At 53.5% G+C, this 25,938-nt stretch carries 26 protein-coding genes; 10 read left to right on the top strand and 16 right to left on the bottom strand.

The genetic code is table 11. The features are described 5' to 3' along the window. Positions 1-75: 75 nt before the first annotated feature. Positions 76-1,425, top strand: a complete 1,350-nt coding sequence (purF, locus tag ACZ5M3_RS08515) for an amidophosphoribosyltransferase (RefSeq protein ID WP_464839223.1) — start codon at positions 76-78, stop codon at positions 1,423-1,425. Here the strand turns inward: purF and fdhF are convergent. From fdhF to pdxS, 3 genes are read right to left on the bottom strand one after another with little or no spacing between them, the layout of a single operon-like run. Beyond that, complete coding sequence (gene fdhF, locus ACZ5M3_RS08510; RefSeq protein WP_464839222.1) at positions 1,415-3,427, bottom strand: formate dehydrogenase subunit alpha; 2,013 nt, start codon at positions 3,425-3,427, stop codon at positions 1,415-1,417. The genes purF and fdhF overlap by 11 nt on opposite strands. A gap of 55 nt (positions 3,428-3,482) precedes the next feature. Then, positions 3,483-4,076, bottom strand: coding sequence for a pyridoxal 5'-phosphate synthase glutaminase subunit PdxT (pdxT, locus tag ACZ5M3_RS08505; protein ID WP_464839221.1), 594 nt, complete (start codon positions 4,074-4,076; stop codon positions 3,483-3,485). 35 nt (positions 4,077-4,111) lie between these two features. Continuing rightward, entirely contained in the window at positions 4,112-5,119 is a 1,008-nt protein-coding gene (pdxS, locus tag ACZ5M3_RS08500; protein ID WP_464839220.1) for a pyridoxal 5'-phosphate synthase lyase subunit PdxS, read from the bottom strand. 204 nt (positions 5,120-5,323) lie between these two features. On the opposite strand from pdxS, the gene ACZ5M3_RS08495 reads away from it, so the two are divergent. Genes ACZ5M3_RS08495 through ACZ5M3_RS08485 form a run of 3 tightly spaced genes read left to right on the top strand, consistent with a single transcriptional unit; the run spans position 5,324 to position 7,366 of the window. After that, positions 5,324-6,409 (top strand): hypothetical protein, encoded by a 1,086-nt coding sequence (locus ACZ5M3_RS08495; protein WP_464839219.1) that lies wholly within the window; start codon positions 5,324-5,326, stop codon positions 6,407-6,409. A 16-nt stretch (positions 6,410-6,425) separates the two neighbouring features. Beyond that, positions 6,426-6,887, top strand: coding sequence for a hypothetical protein (locus ACZ5M3_RS08490; protein WP_464839218.1), 462 nt, complete (start codon positions 6,426-6,428; stop codon positions 6,885-6,887). An 11-nt stretch (positions 6,888-6,898) separates the two neighbouring features. Further along, positions 6,899-7,366, top strand: a complete 468-nt coding sequence (locus tag ACZ5M3_RS08485) for a hypothetical protein (RefSeq protein WP_464839217.1) — start codon at positions 6,899-6,901, stop codon at positions 7,364-7,366. 30 nt (positions 7,367-7,396) lie between these two features. Here ACZ5M3_RS08485 and nadC read toward each other — a convergent pair whose 3' ends face one another. The 6 genes from nadC to guaB all read right to left on the bottom strand — a co-directional run bounded on the left by nadC (position 7,397) and on the right by guaB (position 14,607). Further along, positions 7,397-8,230, bottom strand: coding sequence for a carboxylating nicotinate-nucleotide diphosphorylase (gene nadC / locus ACZ5M3_RS08480; RefSeq protein ID WP_464839216.1), 834 nt, complete (start codon positions 8,228-8,230; stop codon positions 7,397-7,399). Between the two features lie 72 nt (positions 8,231-8,302). Next, positions 8,303-9,622 carry a hypothetical protein gene (locus ACZ5M3_RS08475; protein WP_464839215.1) on the bottom strand — a complete coding sequence of 440 codons (1,320 nt, stop codon included), beginning with the start codon at positions 9,620-9,622 and terminating at the stop codon, positions 8,303-8,305. 4 nt (positions 9,623-9,626) lie between these two features. Then, complete coding sequence (locus tag ACZ5M3_RS08470) at positions 9,627-10,526, bottom strand: hypothetical protein (protein ID WP_464839214.1); 900 nt, start codon at positions 10,524-10,526, stop codon at positions 9,627-9,629. Positions 10,527-10,712: 186 nt separating this feature from the next. Beyond that, positions 10,713-11,621, bottom strand: coding sequence for a quinolinate synthase NadA (gene nadA, locus ACZ5M3_RS08465; protein ID WP_464839213.1), 909 nt, complete (start codon positions 11,619-11,621; stop codon positions 10,713-10,715). A gap of 61 nt (positions 11,622-11,682) precedes the next feature. Next, positions 11,683-13,083: an L-aspartate oxidase gene (locus ACZ5M3_RS08460; RefSeq protein WP_464839212.1), complete on the bottom strand. Its 1,401-nt coding sequence runs from the start codon at positions 13,081-13,083 to the stop codon at positions 11,683-11,685. Between the two features lie 63 nt (positions 13,084-13,146). Beyond that, a complete protein-coding gene (guaB, locus tag ACZ5M3_RS08455; protein WP_464839211.1) occupies positions 13,147-14,607 on the bottom strand; it encodes an IMP dehydrogenase in 1,461 nt (486 codons plus the stop codon). A 52-nt stretch (positions 14,608-14,659) separates the two neighbouring features. On the opposite strand from guaB, the gene ACZ5M3_RS08450 reads away from it, so the two are divergent. From ACZ5M3_RS08450 to taw3, 6 genes are all read left to right on the top strand, one after another. Beyond that, the gene (locus ACZ5M3_RS08450) at positions 14,660-14,863 is read left to right on the top strand and encodes a hypothetical protein (RefSeq protein ID WP_464839210.1); all 204 of its coding nucleotides are present in this window, start codon (positions 14,660-14,662) and stop codon (positions 14,861-14,863) included. Positions 14,864-15,023: 160 nt separating this feature from the next. Beyond that, the gene (locus ACZ5M3_RS08445; protein WP_464839209.1) at positions 15,024-15,350 is read left to right on the top strand and encodes a hypothetical protein; all 327 of its coding nucleotides are present in this window, start codon (positions 15,024-15,026) and stop codon (positions 15,348-15,350) included. A 232-nt stretch (positions 15,351-15,582) separates the two neighbouring features. Further along, a complete protein-coding gene (locus tag ACZ5M3_RS08440; protein WP_464839208.1) occupies positions 15,583-17,565 on the top strand; it encodes an IGHMBP2 family helicase in 1,983 nt (660 codons plus the stop codon). Positions 17,566-17,589: 24 nt separating this feature from the next. Further along, a complete protein-coding gene (locus ACZ5M3_RS08435) occupies positions 17,590-17,823 on the top strand; it encodes a hypothetical protein (RefSeq protein ID WP_464839207.1) in 234 nt (77 codons plus the stop codon). Continuing rightward, positions 17,811-18,143, top strand: coding sequence for a PIN domain-containing protein (locus ACZ5M3_RS08430; protein WP_464839206.1), 333 nt, complete (start codon positions 17,811-17,813; stop codon positions 18,141-18,143). Before ACZ5M3_RS08435 ends, ACZ5M3_RS08430 begins: the two co-directional genes overlap by 13 nt. Positions 18,144-18,166: 23 nt before the next feature. Next, complete coding sequence (gene taw3 / locus ACZ5M3_RS08425) at positions 18,167-18,763, top strand: tRNA(Phe) 7-((3-amino-3-carboxypropyl)-4-demethylwyosine(37)-N(4))-methyltransferase Taw3 (protein ID WP_464839205.1); 597 nt, start codon at positions 18,167-18,169, stop codon at positions 18,761-18,763. 313 nt (positions 18,764-19,076) lie between these two features. Here the strand turns inward: taw3 and ACZ5M3_RS08420 are convergent, their stop codons facing one another. The 7 genes from ACZ5M3_RS08420 to ACZ5M3_RS08390 all read right to left on the bottom strand — a co-directional run bounded on the left by ACZ5M3_RS08420 (position 19,077) and on the right by ACZ5M3_RS08390 (position 25,846). Beyond that, positions 19,077-19,346, bottom strand: coding sequence for a hypothetical protein (locus ACZ5M3_RS08420; RefSeq protein WP_464839204.1), 270 nt, complete (start codon positions 19,344-19,346; stop codon positions 19,077-19,079). A gap of 46 nt (positions 19,347-19,392) precedes the next feature. Then, a complete protein-coding gene (locus ACZ5M3_RS08415) occupies positions 19,393-20,394 on the bottom strand; it encodes a hypothetical protein (protein WP_464839203.1) in 1,002 nt (333 codons plus the stop codon). A 259-nt stretch (positions 20,395-20,653) separates the two neighbouring features. Next, positions 20,654-20,929: an antitoxin family protein gene (locus tag ACZ5M3_RS08410; protein ID WP_464839202.1), complete on the bottom strand. Its 276-nt coding sequence runs from the start codon at positions 20,927-20,929 to the stop codon at positions 20,654-20,656. Beyond that, entirely contained in the window at positions 20,919-21,599 is a 681-nt protein-coding gene (locus tag ACZ5M3_RS08405) for a multidrug transporter (RefSeq protein WP_464839201.1), read from the bottom strand. Before ACZ5M3_RS08405 ends, ACZ5M3_RS08410 begins: the two co-directional genes overlap by 11 nt. Beyond that, complete coding sequence (locus tag ACZ5M3_RS08400) at positions 21,583-22,464, bottom strand: ABC transporter ATP-binding protein (protein WP_464839200.1); 882 nt, start codon at positions 22,462-22,464, stop codon at positions 21,583-21,585. The genes ACZ5M3_RS08405 and ACZ5M3_RS08400 overlap by 17 nt, the downstream gene beginning before the upstream one ends. A 72-nt stretch (positions 22,465-22,536) precedes the next feature. Further along, entirely contained in the window at positions 22,537-24,174 is a 1,638-nt protein-coding gene (gene thsB, locus ACZ5M3_RS08395; RefSeq protein ID WP_464839199.1) for a thermosome subunit beta, read from the bottom strand. Positions 24,175-24,334: 160 nt separating this feature from the next. Continuing rightward, on the bottom strand, positions 24,335-25,846 hold the full coding sequence (locus tag ACZ5M3_RS08390) for an alkaline phosphatase (protein WP_464839198.1): 1,512 nt from the start codon (positions 25,844-25,846) through the stop codon (positions 24,335-24,337). Between the last annotated feature and the right edge of the window lie 92 nt (positions 25,847-25,938).

The following is a 25,938-nucleotide window of genomic DNA, read 5'->3' as shown; positions in this document are numbered from 1 at the left end:
CACAAAAAGGCTAAAGTATGGCGTCAAAGTTCACACTTATTGACATGTCCAAGTCAAAAACTGGCGGGGTTCCTCATGAGGGAGAAGTGCGGCGTCTTTGCAGCGGTTGCCGGGAATGCTCCGAAAAAAGCCTACTACGCACTGATGGCACTGCAGCACAGGGGACAGGAGAGCGCTGGGATAAGCGTCTGGAGGCACAGGATAAAAACGGTGGCCGGCAGGGGGCTCGTTTCGGAGGTCTTCAGGAACGGGGAGATAGCGAGGCTGAAATCCAGGATGGCAATAGCCCACGTCCGGTACTCGACCTCGGGCTCCCTCACGGAAACCCAGCCGCTGGAGACGGCCTGCTGCGGGAAAACCATCGCGGTGGCCCACAACGGAACCCTCACGAATTTCCTCCCCCTCAGGAGACACTACGAACGGCTGGGAGTTAAGTTCAGGCACTCGGTGGACTCAGAGCTGCTGGGGATTTCTTTTCTCTGGCACCTCCGCGAGACCGGGGACGAGTTCGAGGCCATGCGGGAAGTTTTCGGTGAGGTGAGGGGGGCTTATTCCGTTGCCTTTCTCTTCGACGGGAAGATACTCGTGGCGAGGGACCCGGTCGGCTTCAGGCCGCTCAGCTACGGGGCTGGAGACGGCCACTACTTCGCCTCCGAGGACTCGGCTTTAAGGCTCTTCGTCGATGAGTCTAAGGGAGAAAAGATAAGGGACGTCAAGCCGGGGGAAGTCTTCCTGCTCGACGGGGAGGCCGTGGAAAGCAGGATTCCGACCACAGAGAGGCATCATCACTGCGTTTTTGAATACATCTACTTCGCCCGCCCGGACAGTACCATCGACGGTGTCAGCGTCTATTCCGCGAGGGTCAGGATGGGGCAGGAGCTTGCGCGGGAAAGTCCGGCCAGCGGAGACGTCGTCATAGCCGTGCCGGATTCGGGGAGGGCAGCGGCGCTCGGGTATTCTCATGTCAGCGGCATCCCCTACTCCGAGGGCCTCATAAAGAACCGCTACATAGGAAGGACCTTCATAACCCCCGGCCAGTTCTACCGCGAGCTGAAGGTCAAGCTCAAGCTCTCGCCCGTAAGGGAGGTAATAGAGGGGAAGAGCGTCGTTCTCGTTGATGATTCGATAGTCAGGGGCACGACTATGAGGAGAATCGTCGCGATGCTGAAAAAGGCCGGCGCGAGGGAGGTTCACGTCAGGATCTCATCCCCGCCGATAAGACACCCCTGCTACATGGGAGTGGACATTCCGACGAGACACGAACTCATAGCTGCATTCGGGAGCGTTGAGAAGGTGAGGGAGGCGATAGGTGCCGACAGCCTGGCCTACCTCAGCGTCGAGGGGCTGAAGAGGGCCGTTGGGAGAAAGGATCTCTGTCTGGCATGTCTCACCGGTGAGTATCCGGAGTGGGCTTTCAGGTTCTGAGCTTCCTCACCCTCGCCGCGGAGAACTTGAGCTCCGGCGTTCCGGCCTTGTTTAGGGCCGGACTCGTTATTTTGTTCGCCTTGAAGTGGAAGGGAACCGCAACGACGCCCGGGGGAATGCCGCCGAGCTTGGCCCTCATCCTGATCCTCCCGCGCCTCGTTTCGATTTCCACCCAGTCACCGTCGCTGATCCCAAGCCTCTCGGCGTCGTTCCTGTTTATCAGAACCCTCGGCTCTCCCATCAGCCTTACCAGGGAGGGGCTCCTCAGCGTCATCTCGCCGGTGTTGTAGTGGCTTATCAGCCTGATGGTTGTGAGCACGAAGGGATACTCGTAGTCCGGCCGCTCCCAGGGCTGCACCTGCTCCACCGCGATGAACCTTGCCTTTCCATCGGGGGTTGCGAACTCCCAGGTGTGGAGCCTCTTCTTCGGAAGGAATATGCCGTCACCAGCCTTCAGCTCGTCAACGCTCCTCTCCTCCAGCGAGGGGAAGAGGCGGAAGTACTCGGCGGTTATCTCCTCAACGTTCGAATAGTTGAACCCGGGCAGACCGAGGGCCCTTCCGAGGGTTACCAGTATCTCCCAGTCGGGCTTGGAATCACCCATTGGCTCGCATACCCTGTGGCTCCACTGGATCCTTCTCTCACTGTTCATGTACGAGCCTTCCTTCTCGCAGAAGGCCGCTGCCGGAAGGATGTAGTGGGCGTACCGAGCCGTCCGGCTCATGAAAACGTCCTGAACGACGAGGAGGTCGAGCTTTCTGAGGGCATTCCTTACCCGGAGAAAGTCCGCCTCGCTGACAGCCGGGTTTTCCCCGACTATGTAGAGCGCTCTAACATCGTTGCTCTCTATCGCCTCCCAGAGCTCCGTAAGGTAGAGTCCGCGCTCCGTTGGCAGATCTTCCACACCCCATATCTTGGCCACACGCTTCCTGAACCTCTCATCGGTCAGGGGGACGTAGCCCGGCAGGAACTCACTGAGGGCACCCATGTATGCCGCTCCCTGAACGTTGTTCTGACCGCGCATCGGATAGAGGCCGCCCCTTTCGCCGATGTAGCCGAGGAGCAGGGCAAGGTCTATGATGGCCATAACGTTCTCAACGCCCGAAACGTGCTGGGTCAGGCCCATGCCCCACATTATCGCGCCGCTTCCCGCGAGGGCGAATGTTCTCGCAACTTCTCTGATCGTTTCAGCCGGAATTCCGGTTACCTTCTCCGCGTATTCCGGCGTGTACTTCCTCACCGCCATCCTTACCTCTGAGAAGCCAACGGTTCTGGTCTTTATGAAGTCCCAATCGTAGAGCTCCTCCCGGATTATGACGTTCATCATGGCGTTCGCGAGGGCTATGTCAGTCCCCGGGCGGATGACAAGCCCGTAATCCGCGAAGGCCATCGTTCTGGTTTCCCTGACGTCAACAGCGATTATCTTCGCCCCTTTCTTCTTTGCCCTCAGGATGTAGTCCATGACAACAGGGTGGGTCTCGGCCGGGTTGTAGCCCCAGGTGAGTATGACTTCGAATCCCTCCAAGTCTTCATAGGGGTTGCTCTGTGCCCCGGCTCCAACGGTCATCTTAAGGGCGTGGACGCTCGCCTCGTGGCAGAGACGGGCGCAGTTGTCTATGTTGTTCGTGCCGAAGAGCCTCGCTATCTTCTGGAGGAGGTAGTTCTCCTCGTTGCTGACCTTGGAGGAGGCTATAAACGCCACGGCATCGGGGCCGTAAAGCTCGCGGATTTCGAGAAGCTTGCCAGCTATCTCGTCAATTGCCCTGCCCCAGCTTATCGGCCTTATCCTGGAGCCCTCGCGCTTAAGGGGGCGCTTGAGCCTGTCCCTGGAGAGAACGAACTCCGTCGCGTGGAGACCCTTGGGGCAGAGCTTGCCCCGGTTCGGCTCGCCGCGGTGGGGTTTGACCTTCATCGTCCCGGGATCAACGAGAAGCCTGCAGCCAAAGCCACAGTAGGGACACACGACCGTCCTGGGCTCGCTCACGCTACCACCTGTAAACATTTGAACGGCAAAAATAAAAAGCTTTCTGGCAGAAATTGATGAAAAAATGTTCAGATTATACCGCCTTCTCCAGGAAGTATTCGTGTACCCTCGTGTCCTCGGTCAGCTCCGGGTGGAACTCAAGGCCGATTAAGTTGTCCTGCTCAACTCCGACAACCCTGTCCCCGAGCCAGGCTATTGGTTTCACCTTCTCGCTCAAAAGCTCCACCATCCTCGGGGCGCGGATGAAGACGCCGGGGAATGGCTCATCGCTGAAGGCGAGCTTTATCGACGCCTCGAAGCTGTCAACCTGCCTGCCGTAGGCGTTTCTATTTACCCTGACGTCGAGGAGCCCAAGGAACCTCTGCCCCGGAGTGGCGCCCACTACCTCCTTCGAGAGCATTATCAGGCCAGCGCAGGTGCCCATTATCGGCAGACCGTCCTCACCGAGCCTTTTGAGTGACTCAAACAGGCCGTTCTTCCGCATGAGCCTCGATATCGTCGTGCTCTCGCCGCCGGGGATTATCACGGCGGAGATTCCTTCAAGCTGCCCAGGTCTTCTGAGCCAGACCACCTCGCCGGTGACGCCGAGGTTTTCCAGGGCTTTCTTTGAAGCTTCAATGTGCTCGCTCACGTCACCCTGAAGGCCTATGACGCCTACCCTGACCATGCCATCACCCCGACGAAAACGACAGGGAAGGGAGATCAGAGGCCCCTCTCCTCAAGGCGAACCTCCAGCTCTTCAATGTCCCTGCCGCGCATCGGCTCGCCGATTTCCCTGCTTATCTCTGCCAGAACATCCGGCTCGTCCCAGTGGTTCACCGCTTCAACTATCGCCCTGGCCATCTTCTCGGGATCGGAGCTCTTGAATATTCCAGAACCGACGAAGACGCCGTCCATGCCCATCTGCATCATCAGGGCGGCGTCTGCAGGCGTTGCAATGCCGCCTGCCGCAAAGTTGACAACGGGAAGCCTTCCGAGCTTCTTTATCTCAAGGAGTATCTTGTAAAGCCCTTCGACTATCTCGCCGTAGGTGTAGTGGCCGTAGACCGGCTCGTTCTCAAGAATCTGCTTGGGGATTCCGCTGATGTCCCCTATGCTGACGGTCAGCCTCAGATAGGGCTCGGCGAACCTCTCGGCTATTACATAGACCTGCTCGTCCGTCATCCTCTGGAGGAGCCGTATGTTGTCGGCGACGAGGCGGACGTGCCTGACGGCCTCAACTATGTTGCCTGTCCCGGCCTCGCCCTTGGTCCTGATCATGGCCGAGCCCTCCCAGATCCTCCTCACGGCCTCGCCGAGGTTTCTGGCTCCGCAGACGAAGGGGACGCTGAACTCCCTCTTGTCTATGTGGAAGTACGGGTCGGCGGGTGTCAGGACCTCGCTCTCGTCTATCATGTCGACGCCCAAAGCCTCAAGAATTCTGGCCTCGGCCACGTGGCCGATCCTGACCTTCGCCATGACCGGAATGGTCACCGCGTCCATTATCTCCTGGATCTTCTCAACGGGCGCCATTCTGGCAACGCCGCCGGCCTTTCTTATGTCCGCGGGAACCATGTGGAGCGCCATGACCGAAACTGCACCAGCTTCCTCGGCTATTCTGGCCTGCTCCGCGTTTGTGACGTCCATTATTACTCCGCCCTTAACCATCCTGGCAAAACCACGCTTCAGCCTCTCGGTGCCCTTATCCTGAATAACCTCGAGCTTCCCCATGACCACCACCATTTCAAGTTTTGACTTGCAATTAATCTCAAGGAAAAACTTGAATATAAGTCTTACCCAAGGTGAATTCGCGAGGTTGATCCTCATTCTGTTGGATTTTTCTTACCATTGCTATTACTCTGTAAAACTTTGCATAGTAATATTTTTAAAGTCCTGGATTTATTATCCATTGCATACCGGTGGAGGTGCTTTGGGATGTGGAAGAAGATAATCGCCCTGCTCTTTGGGTTTTTGATTGTGGGACTGACAGTCAGCAGTGCGAGCGCGACGGCGAGCTTTGTCAACGGAACAGTGAACAGCACCGTAACGGTTCCACCAGAATTCAGCCCAGAGAAGAGGCCGGGGGATGAGGTTCAGCCACAATTTGCATGGATCCCAATAATCGTAACAGTTGGCTATCTGATATACTCTTTTACGGTTCACGATGACGTCGTGAAATGGCTGAAAGAACACTTTGGGGAAAAAGTTGCAAAGACTTATGATTTAGCAGTATTTGCAGTGGGATTTGTTATTCCAGATGGAGCCGGAGAACTTCGCTGGGGAGCAGAGGTCATAAAAGACGGGGGTAGATTTTCAAAGATCATAATCAAGGCCAAGAATGCCGCCGGAAGAGTCCTAAAAACCGTATCTTTCTCAAAGGGAGCAATAGATGACTTGGCGAGAGTCGGCCTACTGAAGGAAACTGCAGAAAACAAACAGATATGGATAAACCTTGTAAAGTACTCCGAGAAGTTTGGGCTCTCGACAGACAAAACCGCCAGAATAATAGCAAGGATCTCTGAAAAGGGCATCAAAAAGGGCTACATACGAGCCATGTTACGGAGAGGCACTAATCCACGGGCACTCGAAAAGCTGGCGAACGAATACCTTCCTCGTTGGAGGGGATCCATCTCAGGAGTCCACCAGATTGTAGACGTGTTCGAGGCCAAGGGCATAACCACATACGTCAATGGTTACCCTGTAAGAAACTTTGTTGTTCTAAAGCAAGGCTACCATTCCGGACCCCACAAGGGATTTGGAATTGCCCATATACTCAGTGAACACTCCAGAGACTTTGACTATATTTTTTACACTCAGGATGGAGATGACGTTATAAATCTAATCCGCAAGACAGTTGAGGCTCCAAGCAAAGTCGAATATCTACCCAATGAGATCAAAGTAACCAAGAAATTTGGCACATACTACAAAAAGGGCAAAAGATACATAAAAGAGATCGTAGTTATCCTCGACAGAAACGGAAGTGTAACCACTGCATATCCCAGACTGGTGCCAGCATCGTGATTCGAGGGGATATATCATGGATGAGATAACCAGCAGGCTTTTGCTCATTTCGTTTATCCCTTTTAAAGACACCTTCGGGATTGTCCACTCGGGAGAAGCGAAATTCTATGTAGAGTCCCTGGGAGTCACAATAAGTGTCTTCTTCCCATATGATGAAGATGCTAGGAAACTTATGGGGGAGAAGAACTCCCACGTTGAAGTTATTATTGATCCTCCGTACTTCGAAGTCGGCAACCTAGCCAGAGATGAAAATCCCTCAATCATGCCGGAACCTCCCGCAGAGGGGATAAAATCCCAGCGCTATCGCATAATTGGGCGCCTTAGAAAGGGCGAAAAGGGCTGTGGAGTTTTTGAATGCGGAGCTCTAAGGTTCAAGCTTTGCCCCGGCCAAGAGTGGATTTTCAACTCAAAAGAGAAGGAGTTTTGGATGGAACTCAGGAACGTCCGGTTTTATGGTTACCTCCCAAGAAAGCGTTAAAGGGTGGTACCATGCAGGTAATAGTCAGTAAACTTCGTTTAATATCTCTAATTCCCTTTGAAGACTGCACGGGACACATACACTCAGGCAAGGCCAAATTCCTCGTGGAACCTGTGGGAAAGGTGATAGAAGTCTTTCTCCCAGAGCCAAGAGACGTTCTAAGCCTCGTGGGAAGGGAAAACTCGTACGTTGATGTGGTAATCGATCCGCTTTACTCTGAGGTTGTCGGACCGGCAAATACTGAGGAACCTATGATCCAGGAGGAACCAAAGGTTCGGAAGTTTGAGTCTTCAACATATCGCTTAACCGGGTATCTCCAGAAAATCAGAAACGACTGTGGGGTCTTTGAGTGTGGGAACCTACGGTTCGAGGAGTGCTTTAGTGAGAAAGAAAACTGGATAGAGCTGAAGAACGTAAGATTCTACGGATATCTTCCTGAGACATATCAGCGAATGCTTAGAAAAGAATCGAGATCCTAAAATAGTAGAAACGAAAACCTGGCCTACCTCTCAAACCCTTCCAATCATCTCAAGGCTCACGTCGAAGTTCTTCACCGAGTGTGTTAGATAGCCGAGGCTTATGACGTCGATGTCGAGCTTCGCGTATTCGGTTATGTTCTCGGGCGTTATGCCGCCCGAGACCTCTATCTTGACCCTATCGCGCAGTCCCTCACGCCTGAGGGCCTCGAGGGTCTCTTCAATCTCCCCAGGGCTCATGTTGTCGAGCATTATTACATCGGCCCCAGCCCTTGCCGCTTTGATGGCATCCTCAAGGGTTTCAACCTCCACCTCGACGACCTTGTAGACGCTGAAGGCTTTGGCGCGCCTTATAGCTTCTTCCAGCGAAACCAGAGCGAGGTGGTTGTCCTTTATGAGTATCGCGTCGCTGAGGGAGAAGCGGTGGGGCTCCCCGCCGCCTATGAGTATCGCCCTCTTGTCTATCGGCTTGAGGAGTGTTTTTCTCGTTCCGGCAATGCGAACCTTCGGGTTTACCGCCCTCACCTTCTCGACCAGCTTCCTGACTTCGGTCGCTATGCCGCCCATCCTGCCCATGATGTTCAAAGCCGTCCTCTCCACCAGGAGGATCGCCCTCGCGTTGCCTTCGAGTTCAAGGATAACGTCTCCTTTCTTCACGGCTTCCCCGTCGCTTTTTTTAACCGAAACCTCAACCCCGAAGTGCTCGAAGAGCGCCTTTGCCTCCTCAACGCCGGCTATTATCCCTTCCCCCTTTGCAATGATAACTGCCCTGGCCTTCGTTCCTTCAGGTATGACCGCTTCGCTCGTGACGTCTCCAAAGGGAGCGTCCTCGCAGAGAAACTGGAGAAGGTATGTAAGGGAAATCATGTCATTTCACCCCCGGAAGAGATTTCAGTACGGGCTTTATTTCGTTTTCCATGAGAAGCCAAACAAACCCCTTCATTTCCTTAATCTCCACACCAAGAGAATCGCGATAACCACGATTCCCAGTGCAGCAAGGTATCCCCCATCTAAGGAATACTCTTCTGGAAATCCAACGATGCGGACGCTCTTTCCATCGAAATATATCAAACCCTTTTCATCAGATAACAAACAGCCATTATCACAGTCCGCCATTTTTGGTTTAAACGGCAACTTGAAGACGTTACCTTTGTAGTACAGAAGGCTTCCGTTTATGATAACCTCACTGTTGTTCAGGAACAGTGAATTCTTAACAGGGATTCTTCCTTCAAAGATTAACAGTGGCCAGTTCCGCTTGCATCGTGGCGTCAGGTTGGTGGTATTATCGACTTCGATAACACCTTTAGGGGAGACTAATAAGTAGCTGAGAGTCCTTTTCTCCAGATACCATCCGGTTGAGGAGTTCCAAGAACGCCAGTACCTGTACTTTCGGACAACCCATTTTTCATCGTAGCTTCCGAGAAGTGAAAGGGAGACGTTCTCACCGTCTGGTATTGAATCGAGGGGAATCAGGATGTAATCGCCGGTCATATTGATGATTCCCAAGTAAAACCGCCAGACCGATTCGTTGTAAAAGGCCACACTAACCCCTTTATCGACTAAAGTTGCGAAATGAGTTCCGTTGAAACAAGCACCTTGCCACTCCGCTGAGAAATTTCCAAAGGTTACATTCTTTATTCGAATTCCTGAAGAGGCAAGGATAACAAGGCGAAGACTTGTTATATCGGTGTCAAAATTGGTATAACCCACGAGATAACCGTTAGCAACACTCTGGAGGTTTCCAACGTAGCATTTCAAATTAACACAGAGGGTGGAGCGACCCCTGTCATCATCCAGTATGTGGTAAACCGTGTTGTTCAGTACTGCGTACCAGTCATAGCCCGTCATCTGACAGGCGTCCCAAGGCTGAAATAACATATAAAACTCTCCATTCCAGTACATTGCAAGTGTATCTCCGCAGTCGGATACTCCATTAAAGCCTCCCAGAAAGTGCAACGTATCGTCGTAGGTGTAAAACTGCAGGTCTGGAGCCGAATAAATGCCGGATACGTTCCTGTAAAGGAGTACCCTTTCCCCGTTTGAATGGACGAAGGTTAAGTTTGGGAAAGTAGCATTCAGGAGTTCAAAACCCTTCCCCGGTCTGAAGAACCAGAGTTGGGTGGTGTTGTCCACCGACCCTCGAGTCAAAACTAGGAATCCATCATGATAATGAACAACCCCCGTAATCACTGGAGAGGCTGAAACAGGGGGGACAATGAAGAATGATAAAAGGAAAAGCGACTCTAGGAATCTGCGCATCAGCCTACCACCCTGAGTAGTGCTCTCTCATGTAATCAAATGTGATTTCACTTTTGTCAAAGTAGTATGCCCTGTCTGACCACAAATAACCCAGCGCATCTATCTGGGCGCGTACGTAATCACAAGCATAATTTTCAGCGTCGTCATTAACCCTAACAGTTCCATCGGCCTCCATCTCGATGGAGACGTTTGAAGGCATGTATTCATGTATCGTCTTCAGGATGTCAACGAAAAGAGGGTATGTGTATGGAATTCCTCCATTGATGGTCGTATTCTTTATGTTCATAAAGTAGTAGCCAGGTTGAATGAAAACATTGTTGAAATAGTTCGCTATGTTGGGAACGTCCGTTTCATAAGTTACTGCCTCTAAAATATCTTGCTCCGAGGAGAAGCCTCTGCTCACAAAGAGACTCCTCAAGCTCGGTATCCAGATAAACTGGTAATCCACTCCATATTCTCTCTTGTTTTCCATTATCCTGCCCCAAATGGTTTCTATCGTGTACCTGCTCAGCTTTCCAGCCTGAATGTACCTTATGTTCTCAAGCGACCAGTAGAAGCCCCTCATCCGTGAGCTTCCCCTGCTGGCGGCACCATCGATCCAGCCAAGCCAGTAGTCCAGGGGACGTGCCTTTTTACCACCTTCGGGAGGGACGTAGAAATAAGGTATCTCAACGATGTAGTTTCTGTTATGCAACCACTGGTTCTCTATTATGTCTATTAACTCCCCAGCATCGTTGTAGCCATCATAGTAACCTGGTCCGGAGTACTTGGCAGTTTTTCCTTCAGTACCGTTGTAGCCCCCATCAGTGACAACTATGTAGTTAAACTTCTGCTCATTCCAGTCGCTTATCCTCACGTACTCTGACCCATCCCACCTGTAATACCACAATCCCCAAGTCGCCATTCAAATCACCTGCTGAATTATCATTAAAAACTTCTATCAGTTGCATATAAATTTTTCTGTCAAAGGGTCTCAGGATAGGCACGTTCTACAGATTCTCCGCTTAGGAACAAACATACAGCGAGCCTCAAAAAAGTTATCACAGGAATCGCGTCCAAAGGCTTTAAAAACAAATAACCAATCAAAAGCTCAGCTCATCTCCAGCATTCTCTCTATCGCCCTTCTTGCTTTCTCCGCTATCTCCCTGGGCACCTCGACCTCGTACTTCATGTCTCTGAGGGACTCGTAGATGTGGTTCAGCGTTATGGCCTTCATCCCTATGCAGACGGCGTCCTCCTTGGCCGGGTGGAACTTGATGTCCGGATAGAGCTTCTGGAGCCGGTAGACCATCTCGTGCTCGGTGAAGACGACCCACTCGTTCCACTCCTTCGCACGCCTTATCATCCCGCCCGTGGAGACTATTATGTCCGCTTTCTCCTGCACCTCCGGCTCGCACTCAGGGTGAACCATCAGCCTGGCGTTGGGGTAGAGCCTCCTGGCGCGCTCGACGTCCTCAAGGGTGAACTGTCTGTGGACGTAGCAGTGTCCGTACTCGGGGACGGGGATGACCTTCTTGCCGGTCTGCTTGGCGACGTAATGGGCCAGGTTCTTGTCCGGGCCGAAGATTATGACGTCCGAGTCGAGCTTCTCGACTATCTTGACCGCGTTGGCTGAAGTCACCGTTACATCGGCGTAGGCCTTGGTCTCGGCGGTGGTGTTTACGTAGAGAACCACCGGGGCATCAGGGTACTGCTCCCTGGCCTTGAGGATGTGCTCGACCTTCAGCATGTTAGCCATGGCGCAGGTGGCTCTTTTACTCGGAAGCAGGACGGTCTTCCCGGGATTTAGAATCTTCGCCGTTTCCGCCATGAAGTCGACGCCCGCGAAGACTATAACGTCGGCATCAACGTTGACTGCCTTCCTCGCCAGCTCAAGGCTGTCACCGAGGAAGTCCGCTATGTCCTGAATCTCGGGAAGCTGGTAGTTGTGGGCCATTATTATAGCGTTGCGCTCCTCCTTCAGGCGTTCAATTTCCCTCACGAGCTCCTCCATTTTCATGGTCTCACCCCGCTGGGGGAAAGTAGAAGAAAGAGATTAAAATGATTTTGGACACCGTTGGTTAGAGCCTGCACCTTCCGTCGAAAAAGCTTGGCCTCTCAAATTCCTTTCTCATAACCGGGAAGTCCTCGCGGTAGTGGGCGCCCCTGCTCTCTCCTCTAACTAGGGCACACTCCAAGACTCCCCTCGCGAGCAGTTTTAACCTCGGGTCTGCCTCGATTCCCTCAAGCCCCCTGAGTCCCCCCCTGAGGGTCTTCGCGCTCCTAACGATTCCGGCGTGATTCCACAGGAGTTCCCTCAGCGAGTCAACGTCCCCGGCATCGTAGCCGTGATATGCCAGCTCCTTTACCTCTCCCCGTCTCGGTCCCTCCCTCGCTATGGTTCTTGCGACCTCAAGGCCGGAAACGAGGCACTCAAGGAGGGAGTTGCTGGCGAGTCTGTTTGCCCCGTGGAAGCCGTTGCTCATTGCTTCGCCCACAGCGTAAAGGTTTTTGATTGCCGTCCTGTACCAGAGGTCAACCGCTACCCCGCCGATGGTGTAGTGGGCTATTGGCGAGACGGGAATAAGGTCCCGGGAGGGGTCGATGCCGTCCTTCCTCAGGAAAGCGTATATCTGAGGGAAGCGCCTCTTGAAGTCCTCTATACCCGTTGCATCAAGGAAAACACTCTTGCCCGCCTTCATCTGGCGATAGATAGCTCTCGCCACGATATCCCTCGTGGAGAGCTCGTTGACAAAGCGTTCGCCGTCTTCAGTTACCAGCTTTGCGCCGGCACCCCGAACGGCTTCGCTGACGAGGAAAACACCGTTTTTCCCGATGTAGCCTGTCGGGTGGAACTGGACGAACTCCAGGTCTCTGGCGGGGGCCCCTTTCATCACCGCGTCCCCGATGAGGAGGCCGGTGGTCAGCGGCGAACCGGCGGTGTACTTGAAGAGCGAGGCAAAGCCGCCCGTGGCTATGATAGTGGCGTCAAACTCCAGAAGCTCCCCGTCGAGAAAGACACCGTACGCCCTGCCGTCCCTAACTGCCAGCTCCTCTGCAAAGCCCTCGACGAAGTGAACGCCTGCTTCCTTGGCGGCCATGTGGAGAACCTTCATCATGTGCTTTCCGGTCTCGTTCCTTATCGTGAAGACCCTGTGGAAGGAGTGGCCGCCCTCGGTCTCGTTGGTCTCAAACTCCAGGCCTATTGAAAGGAGGAACTCGTAGGCCTCGCTCGCCTTCGAGATTACGCTCCACACAACCTCCGCGTCGTTGAGATACTTGCCGGCCCTGATGGTGTCGAGAACGTGAGCCCCGGGAGAATCGCCGTCGAGAATGGGAAAGGCTACCCCCGCCTGGGCGAGGTAGGAGTTGGTATCTTTTATTCCTCCACCGATGACCGTCACGTCGAAGCCGCGCCTCGCGAGGGCTATTGCGGCGGTTAGTCCCGCGGCACCGCTTCCGATGATTCCAACGCTGGTCATAGCTCTCCCCAGGCTGGGACTGGGAGAAACGCCTTATAAGGTTTTCAAAAAGAGGGGAGGGAATCACTTCCCGACCGGATAGTTCGGAGCCTCGTTGGTGATGAAGATGTCGTGCGGGTGACTTTCCCTGACGCCTGCCTGGGTTATGATCACGAACTCGCCCTTCTCCTTGAGTTCGGCTATGCTTGAGGCCCCAACGTAGCCCATCCCCGAGCGAAGCCCGCCGACGAGCTGGTAGAGGACGTCGCCCACGCTTCCCTTGTATGGAACGACACCCTCGACCCCCTCCGGGACGAACTTCTTGGTCTTCATGTGGCCCTTCTGGTAGTAGCGCTCCGCTCCTCCCTTCATCATGGCACCGAGGGAGCCCATACCGCGGTACTGCTTGTACCTCCTGCCGTTTATGACGACCTCCTTGCCCGGTGCCTCCTTGGTTCCGGCCAGGAGGGAGCCGAGCATGACAGCATCGGCTCCAGCCGCGAGCGCCTTGACTATGTCACCGGAGTAGCGTATGCCTCCGTCGGCTATGACGTGGATGCCGTATTCCCCGGCCCTGTCCGCCACGAGGGCTATTGCAGTAACCTGAGGAACGCCAACGCCCGCAACAACGCGGGTCGTGCATATGCTCCCGGGCCCTATTCCGACCTTTACCGCGTCGGCAAAGGTGAGGTCGTCGACCGCCTTGGGGTTCGCTATGTTCCCGACTATGAGATCGGCATCTACAGCCTTCCTTATCTCCTTCATGGCCCTTATGGCCTTGAGGTTGTGGGCGTGGGCGGTGTCAACCACTATCACATCGGCCCCAGCTTTGTCGAGTGCCTTTGCCCTCTCGATGTCGAAGGGGCCGACCGCGGCCGCCACCAGCAGGTCGCCGTTTTTATCCCTTACGGCGTTGCGGTACTTCTTCCTCATCATGAGGTCGCTCATCGTGATTATTCCCACGAGGCGGCCGTTCTCATCGACCACCGGGAGGCGGGCTATCCTGTTGGCCACCATTATGTCAAGCGCCTCCTCGACGGAAACGTCTTCCCCGACGGTTATCACATCTCCAGTCATGACGTCCCTCACGAGGCTGCCCTCTTTGGCCGCGATGTCCTTCTTGGTAACGATGCCGACTATCCTGCCGTCCTCACTAACAACAGGGAGGCCGTCGATGTCGTTCCTCTCCATGAGGAAGAGCGCGTAGTCAAGGGTCTCGTCGGGGGCAATGGTTATGACGTCCTCGACTATGAAGCGCTCGGCGCGCTTGACCTTCCTGACCATCTCAGCCTGCTCCTCGATGCTCATGTTCCTGTGAATGACGCCCAGCCCTCCTTCCCTGGCCATCGCGACGGCCATCTCCCATTCGGTGACGGTGTCCATAGCCGCGCTCAGAATCGGAATCTTGAGCCTCACGTTCGGCGTTATTCTGGTTGAGACGTCCACATCCTTCGGCTCGACCTCGGTCGCCTGCGGTATCAGAAGAACGTCGTCGAAGGTGTACCCCTTAATTGCATTAACAAGTTTGTGTTCAAACTTTCCCATTTTCCGCGGACCTCCACGTCCTTTTTAACTTGAACTTGTCAAGGGTTTTTAAGTGTTTCCGGTAAAGAACCCCGAACTTTTTTTGAAGCGGACGCAAAAACTTCGAACTTCCAGATGGATTCATTCAAATTTTACAAATGTAAAACTTTCAAATGAGAAGGCGTGTCCCCCTGCGGTGATGCCCATGAACCCCGCAAAGGCACTCGCACACGTGGCCCCAATAGCCATAGTGCTGGCACTCCTCATGATCGCCTGACGATAATTCATCATCTGGTTTCATTGTTTGACACTCATTCAAAATTTTGTCCCCTTCTTTCCTTATCCTGATAAAATGACAGAGAAACTCAGAAAAAATTAAAATAGCCCAACGCACCTCTTAACCGTGGTGATACCCATGGAGGCCGCTATAAGGTTAGATGCAAGGGGGGAGGGCCAAACCCTCCGCTGAGAGCGCTGTAAGCTTTGGTTTTGAAGAGCTGCTGTACGAAATCCTGAAGGAAGGTCTCTTCTGGGCGGCCCTCGGAAGGCCGTCGGAGGTCATGCCGTTTCTGAGGGGCAAGCTCTTGAGCAACGGCATCGGCGCGGAAAGCGAGCGCAGGGAATACCTTGAGTACCTGCTTGACGACCTGGAAAGGTTCTACAAGAGGGTCTCATGGAGAGACGAGATTGACGAGCGGCACTGGAGGGCGTTAAAGTCCTTCCACAGGGACATAGTCTCGGTGGTTTCTTCTGAGAGGGCTTAACTTTTTAACCCCCCTTCCCTATTCCCTTAGGGATGATGAGGGAAGTTTCGTCCGAGCGGTGAGGAAACTCGCATGGGCTGACCACCCTCTACTTCAGGTCTTTTTCAGTGAAGACCTTCACACAGGTCTCCTCGCAGAGTTTTATGCATAAAATTATAATGCATTATACTTTTATGCACCCGCAACCCTCAACCTTTTAAGCGGCTCTTCTCTTCGCTCATCGGGAGGAAAAATGGAGGAAAAACTGGAGAGGTTCATCTCCCACCTCGGGGTACTCGTGGAGCTTGAGAGAAAGGCAGAGATAGAGGCTATGAGGTCGGAGATGAAAAGGCTGAGCGGACGCGAGAGGGAGAAGGTCGGGAGGGCCATCCTCGGCCTGAACGGAAAAATCGCCGGCGAGGAGCTCGGCTACTTCCTGGTGAAATACGGCCGCGATAGGGAGATAAAGACCGAGATAAGCGTCGGCGATCTTGTGGTGGTCAGCAGGAGAGACCCGCTGAAGAGCGACCTTGTTGGAACGGTGGTGGAGAAAGGGAAGCGGTTCCTGACGGTCGCCCTTGAAACCGTCCCCGAGTGGGCGTTGAAGGGAGTCCGCATCGACCTCTACGCCAACGACATAACCTTCAAGCGCTGGCTGGAGAACCTGAACAACCTTCGGGAAAGTGGGAGGAAAGCGCTGGAGCTCTACCTCGGTCTCCACGAGCCGGAGGAGGGGCAACCCATTGATTTCACGCCCTTTGATGCCGGCCTCAACGCGAGCCAGAGGGAAGCGATAGCGAAGGCCCTGGGCAGTCCAGGCTTCTTCCTGATTCACGGCCCCTTCGGGACCGGCAAGACGAGAACTTTAGCCGAGCTGATAAGGCAGGAAGTTGAACGCGGAAACAAAGTTCTGGCAACGGCCGAGAGCAACGTTGCCGTTGACAACCTCGTGGAGCGTTTGGTGAATTCCGGTCTAAGGGTTGTCCGCGTCGGCCACCCGAGCAGGGTCTCAAAAGCACTGCACGAGACGACCTTAGCTCACCTCATAACCCGGCACGAGCTCTACGGCGAGCTGAGGCAGCTCAGGGTTATCGGCGAGAACCTGAAGGAGAAGCGCGACACGTTCACGAGACCAGCGCCGAAGTACCGGAGGGGTCTGAGCGACCGTGAGATTTTGCGGCTGGCCTCGAAGGGAATCGGTGTTAGGGGCGTTCCGGCAAGGCTGATCCGGGAGATGGCTGAGTGGATTAAAATAAACCAGCAGGTTCAGAAAACCTTCGACGACGCAAGGAAGCTTGAGGAGAGGATAGCAAGGGAGATAATCCGCGAGGCAGATGTCGTTCTGACGACGAACTCCTCAGCGGGGCTCGGGGTGGTTGACTACGGCGACTTTGACGTGGCCATAATCGACGAGGCGACGCAGGCAACGATACCAAGCGTCCTTATTCCGATAAACAGGGCGAGGCGCTTTATCCTGGCCGGCGACCACAGGCAGCTGCCCCCAACGATACTCAGTGAGAAGGCGAAGGAGTTGAGTAAGACACTCTTCGAGGGCCTTATTGAGCGCTATCCAGAAAAGAGCGCCATGCTCACCGTTCAGTACAGGATGAACGAGCGCCTTATGGAGTTCCCGAGCGGGGAGTTCTACGGGGGGAGGGTTAAAGCCGACAGAAGCGTGAAAAACATAACCCTGGCCGACCTCGGGGTTAAAAGCCCCGTGCGCGACGGTTCATGGGCCGAAGTCCTCAGGCCGGAGAACGTGCTCGTCTTCATAGACACCTCGGGGAGAGAAGACCGCTTCGAGAGGCAGCGTTACGGGAGCGAGAGCAGGGAGAACCCGCTGGAGGCGAAGCTCGTTGCCGAAGCGGTTGGAAAACTGCTGGATATGGGGGTAAAGTCCGGGTGGATCGGCGTCATTACGCCCTACGACGACCAGAGGGATTTGATAAGCTCGCTCCTGCCGGAGGAAGTCGAGGTGAAGACTGTCGACGGCTATCAGGGAAGGGAGAAGGAGGTTGTAATACTCTCCCTTGTGCGCTCAAATGAGAAAGGGGAGCTTGGATTTCTGACGGATTTGAGGCGCTTAAACGTTTCGCTGACTAGGGCTAAGAGGAAGCTCATAGCGGTGGGGGATTCATCGACGCTCTCAAACCACCCGACGTACTGGCGGTTCATAGAATTTGTGAGGGAAAGGGGAACTTTCATCGAGCTTCCGCCAGGGAATGAGAAACGTTAAAACATATGGCTGCAAACAATACGAATGGGGAGCAAGATGGGGAAGGTAATCACGATCTCGGTTCCCGATTGGGTCGATGAGAAGAAGTTTCGGGAGGCATTCCTGCGGGCACTTATGGAAAGCTCACCGGACAAGATGAATATTGATGAGCTGAGGAGGCTCATGGGAATCTCCAAAACCGAGGAGAACCTGGAAATCCACCCAGGAATTGAGAAGGTCCGCGAAAAGGACAAAAGGCGGTTGAAATGGCTGTCATAGACACGAACGTTGCCATTGACCGGGTCAGAAATAGGGAAGAGGTAACCGAGGCGATTACCGGAGTCACGTTTGTTGAATTTCCCCAGATAGCCAGGTATTCACACTTTAATGGGGACGTCTTATTTCCTACCCTGGATGACTTTCTCTTGGCTCACCGACTTCAGGAGAAGCTTCTTGAGAGAGGCAAACCCCGCGGATTTGCTGACCTCATAATTGCGGCGATCTGCATAAACCACGGAGAGGAGCTGATAACACGGGATTCAGACTTCGTGGCAATAGCGGAAGTTTCAAACCTGAAGCTGATTCTCCTAGAAGAGTGATTCCAGCACGACGGGGTGATGCCATGTTCCTCTATACGAAGAACTTCGACGAGGGGAAGGAGAAGGCAATGGAAGGACTGAGAAGGGCCCTGGCTGAGGATAAAGTAGATCGCGATATAATCCCTCTCTTGGAGAAGATAAATTCGCTCCCCAACTACTTCACGACCTCCTCCTGCTCCGGCAGGATATCGGTCATGGAGATGCCCCACTTCGGCGATAAAGTCAACTCGGTCTGGCTCGGCAAGTGGCACAGGGAGGTAACCGTCGAGGAAGTTCTTGAGGCAGTCGGAAAGCACCGCTCCGGTCAGCTCTGGTTCCTTGTGAGGAGTCCGATACTCCACGTCGGGGCGAGAACGATGGAGGACGCTGTGAGGCTCCTCAACCTCGCTGCAGGCCTCGGCTTCAAGTACTCCAACATAAAGAGCGTGAGCCACAAGAAGCTCCTCGTTGAGATACGCTCCACCGAGAGGATGGACGTTCCCCTCGGAGAAAACGGCGAGATCTGGGTGAGCGAGGAGTACATCGAGAAAATAGTCGGAATAGCGAACGAGCAGGTGAGGCGCTTCAAGGGGAAGCTGAAGATACTGGAAGAAGAGATTGAAAAGCTCGAATTGAAGTAGGAGAACACAGCAATTAGCAACAAAATGTCCATCATTAGTGCCCTATTTTCTCAAACAATGTTATGATAATCATACTACGGTCGAATCAGATATAATTTAGAAAATCAAAGCTTTCCTCCCCAGCTGAAATATTTACGGAAGTCCCCACTACAAAATCTAAAAACCTCAGATGCATCATCATAAAGAAAATGCGATTCCCCATTATCAGCGAGTGAAAACGTGTCCTTAAGACAAAATAATTAAGGAAAGCCCATCAAAATCATATTGTCTAGTGCATATAATTTCAATGGACTCACTTGTGACTCCTTTAATGCTATACCCCTCCCTTTAGAGTTGTCCACACGCCTAGAATTCCAGTTATGAGTAACCACACTACAGCAATATCTTCTAAAAAACTATTTTCGTATCCCTTGCTTTCACGAAGAAGAATCATTGTTCCAATGAGAAGATATAAGAAAACCGAATTTATAAACCACAGTTTCCAGTTCTTTTCTGCATTGTCTCTTCCTGAAAGGACAATCAACAATGCCGTGATAAGTAAAACCATACCCATAACTGTTATCAAGAGTTTTATCTCGATCATACTACACACCTCCAGCAGTTTATCTTTTGTGAATAAATTTTTAAAGTTATGAATATACTCCACACTTAGTAACTAAAATCACAGTATAGCAAACTTTCCAATATCCACACATCCCTTCCAAAGCTACCGTTGTTAAAAGCGCCGTCCCAATGCAACCAACAAATGCGGTAATTGACGATGCAGCACACGCCGCGATCATGACCATTAACGAACCTGCAACTGTTGCATATATCTTCCAAAGAGGTTCTTGAGGATTTCCACAGTATATCTTTAGATAACCAATTCCCACAGGAGTTCCTATTACAAAATATTCCCCATCTGCCACTGTTGCCATTCCCACTGCTTTTTTCTGGTTGTACTCTGGTAGTTTAAGCCTCACCAAGTGAGAGAGGTGCCTCAGCTCATAAGCACTCCTGCCCCAAATCCAGTTCGTCTCGTCACCCCTCCGAAGCTTCATAAGAACCCTGTTAAGAGTCCAGTAGTACTCTGAAAGAGTCAGGTTATCGGCAGTAACAATCGTGTCCCCAACGGGAACAACTCTGTTTTCGTCATTCGGAGCAATATTCATTCCTGTAACAAAAACATCATGTTGTTTTGTCTCGGGATCTGCAAGGATGTTAGTGATCAAGGTAAAGTTGTACTGGCTCCTCTCAGCCTTGTAAACGAGGGCATACATGGTGTAATTAAAAGTCTCATTGTGAATTGTTATTCCAAAGAACAACAACTGCTCGTGCTTTTCGGTCATGTTGTAAAGCGTGACCACTGAAACGTTAAGGTTTGAAGTCAAGTTCGAAGCATTACAAGAACTTGAGTTGTGACAGGGACAGGAAGTGTTAGTCAAGTTTGCGAAGTCTATAGTCTTGTTAACCCAAGTGACGTTCATCTGAAGCTTACCCTTCTCATCGTACCAAGCAACCACAGCCCTGCGGAAGGTTACGCTGGTGTTGCTGGTGGTCATTGCCGCGGCCTGAGGTGCGGCAATCAATTGAAGACTCAACAGCATGGCGAGCAACAATACGGCCCCAACCTTCTTGATCCACTCCGGCATGAATAACACCTCCGGAGATTATCACCATATTTAACGCTAAAATCCTTAAAAACTTTTCCAATTATCAGTTCGAATTAGTTCCATTTTTTTTCGTAAGGTTTTCAACTTACAACCGTACCAAAACGACGCGAATGAGCCAAAAGAAGCCGGAGTAAAAGAGCGAACAAAAGGATACAACAACCAATAATAACCACTTTTAAGCGTTCAGAGACAATTTTAGGATTCTACTCACAAGAAATTAGTATGGCATCAACCACGATCATCTCCTGTCCTCCTCAAGGAGCTTCGATGGATTCTGAAACTTTGGGAAGGCTTTACTGGCCTCTTCAAGTTTTTCAAGGAAGTTTTTGGTGATGACCTTTTCCTTAACGACTATCACTACCCTCTCCTTGTCTTTGAGATGGGGTTTTTTAAGAGGCTTAAAAACACCGTTCTCGTAAACTGCCTCTATCTCTTCCACTATCTCACCATTCCGAGATTTATTTTGGAACTTAAAAAGGTGTGGAATGCCAGGGCTAAATATTTCAACCCTCAAGCCCCCTGAACCTCCAGAGGAGGAGCGCTCCAAAGGCGGCCCAGAAAAGCGAAATCAGGAAAGCGCTTCCACCCTCTCCAGTCATTAATTGGGCCGCGCTCACCGTTGGAAGAAGGTTCATTACTGCGGCAAGCTTTTCCGGAAGAACGCTGCCCGGATAGTAAACCGGCGGAAAGACCGTCAGTCCCGTAACCAGAAGGTTCGAGAGCCTCATCACCCTGAGCGGTTCCTTTAACTTAACGCCCACCATAAAACCCATCCCAACGTTCCAGAGCCAGAGCGACACCATGCCAAAGACAATTCCAGGGAGGGCATTCAGTCCGAGGCGCCACGATAGCAGGAGCGTCAGCAGAAGGACGTAAGGAAATGCCGGGATGCTCATGCCGATGGATATCCCCAGGGCCTTCCTCCAGTTCCCTCCCGGAAGGGACATTATTACGTCGTAGAACTTCGAGCGAGCCTTCATGCCAACCAGCTCAATGGAGAGATCCGCTATGCCAACACCGGTTATGAAGCTCACGATGGCCCCAGCCAGAGCCCTGTCCAAAAACTCTCCCCCGCTCACGACGTAGACTATGAAGATGAAGGAGAGCGGTTGGACTGCAAAGCTGAGGAGCGCGAACTTCCCCTTGGTCAGGGCCCTCGCGTAGTACTCAACGATCGCCATCATCCAGACCACCCACTAGAAAGACGTCCTCTATAGTCAGGCTTTCCCTTCTGAAGGGAATCCCGAGATCCTCAAGTTTTGCAATTATCTCCCTCTCCTCCGCTCTGGAGCGCGCGTAGATGTAGGCCTTCCTCCCGGCCCTTCTGGAGATGTGGCCCTTCAGAGAGACCCCTTCAAGGGCTATGACCTTCGAGACGAAGCCCTTCAGATACTCCTTCGCTATCTCCTCCGGTTTACCGTCAGCGACGAGCCTTCCCCCGCTAAGGAGAATAACCCTGTCGCAGACGCTCGATATCTCGTTGAGGTAGTGGCTCGTGAGGATTATGGTGGATTCTTCGGCCCTTTCGCGTAGCATCTCCCACAGCTTGAGCCTGTTCTGGACGTCTAAGCTTACAGTCGGCTCGTCGAGGAAGTAAAGCGGAACCTCCGCCGAGAGAACTATCGCGAGGAGGGCCTTCCTCACCATTCCCCCGGAGAGGGTTGAGAGAAGTTCATCCGCATAGTCTATCCCAAAGGCTTCCATTGCTTCATCGGCCTTCTTCATGGCTTCCTTCTTTGAGAGACCGCGCATTCTCAGGTAGTGGTATACGTAATCCCTCGGTGTGAGGGTGTAGAAGTGAGCTTTAACGTCCTGGGGGAGAAGGGCGAAAAGCTCCCGCGCCTTCTCCGGTCTCTTTTCAAAGATTTCAACGTTGCCGGAGTCGGGCCTCAAAAGTCCAGTGAGGATTCTTATCAACGTGGTCTTTCCGGCTCCGTTGGGGCCTATTATTCCGACTATTCCTGGGCCATCGATTGAGAATGAAACCCCCTCAAGGGCGCGTTTTGAGCAGTATGATTTTGAAACATCCTCAGCTTTAACCGGAAGCATACGGATAGAATTATCAATGAGGGTTAAAAATCTTGCCTGAACAACGAAGAATCAAAAGAGGGGAAAGAGACTTCAGTCGAGGTCGCTACCGAAGTCCTCGCTTCCGCCCTTGCTCTCCTTGTCCTTCTCAAGCTTGCTGGCGGCGATGACATCGTCGATCCTGAGGATCATTATGGCAGCCTCGCTGGCGCTCTTGATGGCCTGCTTGGTGACCCTGACCGGCGCTATAACGCCGCGCTCCATCATGTCGGCAGGCTCGCCCTCGAAGACGTCAACGCCGACCGTCGGTCCCTTCTCCTTGTGGGCGGCGATGACCTTCACGAGGGTCTCGATCGGGTCGAGACCGGCGTTCTCTGCCAGGGTCCTCGGGATGACCTTGAGGGCCTCGGCGAAGGCCTCGATGGCGAGCTGCTCCTTTCCGCCGACCTCCTTGGCGTACTCGTCGAGCCTGATGGCGAGCTCGATCTCAGGAGCACCTCCCGCTGCCAGTATCTTGCCGTCCTCGACGATGTCCTTGACGACCTTGACAGCGTCCTCAAGGGCCCTCTCGACCTCGTCGACGACGTGCTCGGTGCCGCCGCGGATGAGTATGGTGACGGCCTTCGGGTTCCTGCAGCCCTCGACGAAGATCATGTTTTCACCGGCGACCTTCCTCTGCTCGACGAGCTCGGCCTCACCGAGATCCTCGCTGGTGAGGTCGCGGACGTTGGTGACGATCTTTGCTCCGGTGGCCTTGGCGAGCTTCTCCATGTCGCTCTTCTTGACGCGCCTGACGGCGAGGATGCCGTACTTGGCCAGGTAGTGCTGGGCGAGGTCGTCAATGCCCTTCTGGACGAAGACGACGTTGGCTCCGACCTCCTTGATCTTCTCGACCATCTCACGGAGCATCTTCTCCTCCTGCTCAAGGAAGGCCTGGAGCTGCTCCGGGCTGGTGATCCTGATCTCGGCGTCGGTTTCAGTCTCCTTGACCTCAAGGGCCTCGTTGATGAGCGCTATCCGGGCGTTCTCAACCCTCTTCGGCATGCCCGGGTGGACGACCTCCTTGTCGATGACGACGCCCTTGATGAGTCTGGTGTCCTTGACGCTGCCTCCCTCCTTCTTCTCGAACTTGATGTTGTCGAGGTCGACCTTGTAGGCCCCCTCGATCTTCTCGGCGACCTGCTTGACGGCCTCAACAGCTATGTTGGCGAGGTACTCGCGCTCCTCCTCGGCGGCCTTTCCGGTGATAGCTGTTATAGCCGCCTTCTTGAGCATCTCGACGTCCTCAACGTCAACGTCCTTGGATATCTCGTCGAGTATCTCCTGGGCCTTCTCCGCAGCGAGGGCGTAACCCTTGATGACTATGCTCGGGTGGATGTTCTGGTCGAGGAGCTCCTCGGCCTTCCTGAGAAGCTCGCCAGCGATGACGACTGCAGTGGTGGTTCCGTCACCAGCCTCCTTGTCCTGGGTCTTGGCAACCTCAACCATCATCTTAGCAGCAGGGTGCTGGATGTCCATCTCGTCGAGTATGGTTGCACCGTCGTTGGTGATGACGATGTCTCCGAGGCTGTCGACGAGCATCTTGTCCATGCCCTTCGGGCCGAGGGTCGTTCTAACAGTCTCCGCGATAATCCTCGCAGCGAGAATGTTGAGCCTCTGGGCGTCCCTACCAACGTACCTCTGAGTCCCCTCAGGCAGAATAACAACCGGCTGTCCAGCGAGCTGGGCCATCTCCTCCCACCTCCGCCCGTTTTTGTTTTTATTGACGGAGGACTTTTAGTTACAATTAGTGTTTCCGCATTATCGTTCCTTTGGATTATTTATAAAATTTTCGGTTAATGGTTCTCCCGAAACCCACGTGACGGGAGTAAGATAGAAAAGAAAAATGGAGTCAGGCTTCCTGGAGGATTGCAACAACGTCTCCGAGGTCGATTATGCCGTTGCCGTCCATGTCTATGGCTCTCTCGATCTCATCATCCACGGTGGCACCGAGGAACAGCCTGAGAACCAGGTAGGCATCCTTCGCATCTACCCTGTGGTCCCCGTTCAGGTCTCCCTCAACGGTGCTGGTGCCCGCAAAGGCGACGTTTATGGTGCCGACACCGTAGACCATCAGCTCAGCGATGAGCCTTCCGGTCTGGATGTGGTGGTGGAAGCCGACGAACTTGCTGGCGCCCGGGCCGTAGGCGAAGAGGGGCACCGGCACGCCGGTGTGCTTGTGGGAGGCGAACCTAACCCCGAGCCTCTCAGCGAGCACCTCGCCTATACCGTTGGAGAGGCCGTACTTCGGATCCTCCTCCGCGCGCTTCTGGATGTATGCCACATCATCGTCGGTCAGCTCGATGCCGGTGTACTTCTTGACGACCTCCTTTATGTCGCCGCCGTTCTTGATCTCCGCCGCCATAGTGCCGGTGCTGGCATTTATGTTCAGAATCCCCTGGACGTCAACGACTTTTCCGTAGTTGGTGCCCACGGCAAGGCCGCCCGTCTCGTGGTCTGCGGTGACCACAACGAGCGTGTCGCCCCTCTGCCTGGCGTACTCAAGGACGTAGCCCACAACATCGTCGAGCTCCTTGGTCTCCGCCAGAGCCGCTGCTATGTCGTTGCCGTGGCTGGCGTGGTCTATCCTTCCGGCCTCTATCATAAGGAAGAAGCCGTTGGGGTTCTTCTCAAGGAGCTCGATTGCCTTCTTGGTCATGTCGAGGAGTCCGACATCATCCTCAGTCCTGTCAAGAACGTACGGTATGTGGCTTGAAGAGAAGAGGCCAAGGACGTGGTCACCGCTGGCGGATTCGAGGCCGGCCCTGTCAAAGACGGCCTGGTAGCCGTAGTCCTTTGCGAGGCTCAGCGTCTCATCGTCGAAGTACTTTTTGCCCCCTCCGAAGAGGACGTTGATCCTGTTCTCAATGAGCTGGCGGGCTATCTCGGCCTCCATGCCCCTGTCCTCAACGTGGGTCCCGAATGCGGCGGGGGTGGCGTGGGTTATCCGGGTCGTGGTGACGAGTCCCGTGGACTTGCCAAGGGCTTTAGCAAGCTCGACAATAGTGGTCAGCTTGTATGTCTTCCCGCCCTCAGTAACGGTTGATATCATGCCGTTGTATGTCATTATTCCCGTTGCAAGGGCCGTTGCGGATGCCGCAGAATCGGTAACTTCGCCTGACAAGGAATAAGTCATCTCAACGCCGCTGTACGGCATCTTCTCGATGTTCAGCGGGCCGTAGACAAGCCTCGTTAGCTGGAGCTGGGCGAAGCCCATGCCGTCCCCGATTATGAGAATGACGTTTTTGACCCCGCGAGGCGCTGTGACGCTGCTTCCTGTCGCAGGAGCCATAGCCGTCCCTGCCTGGGAAAACACCAGGATACCAACAAGCAGTACCAAGCCGACAACCTTCTTCGCGTCCATGGCCACCACCTTCCGGACAACCCCCATACGGGGGTGGGAGTGTGGACAATATCTCCAAACCCCTATTAAAGTATTTCGATTTTCAAGCAGCG

It is taken from the genome of Thermococcus coalescens (genome assembly GCF_055392585.1).
The sequence above is the reverse complement of the archived record's forward strand: the minus strand, read 5'-3'. Positions and strand labels throughout refer to the sequence as shown.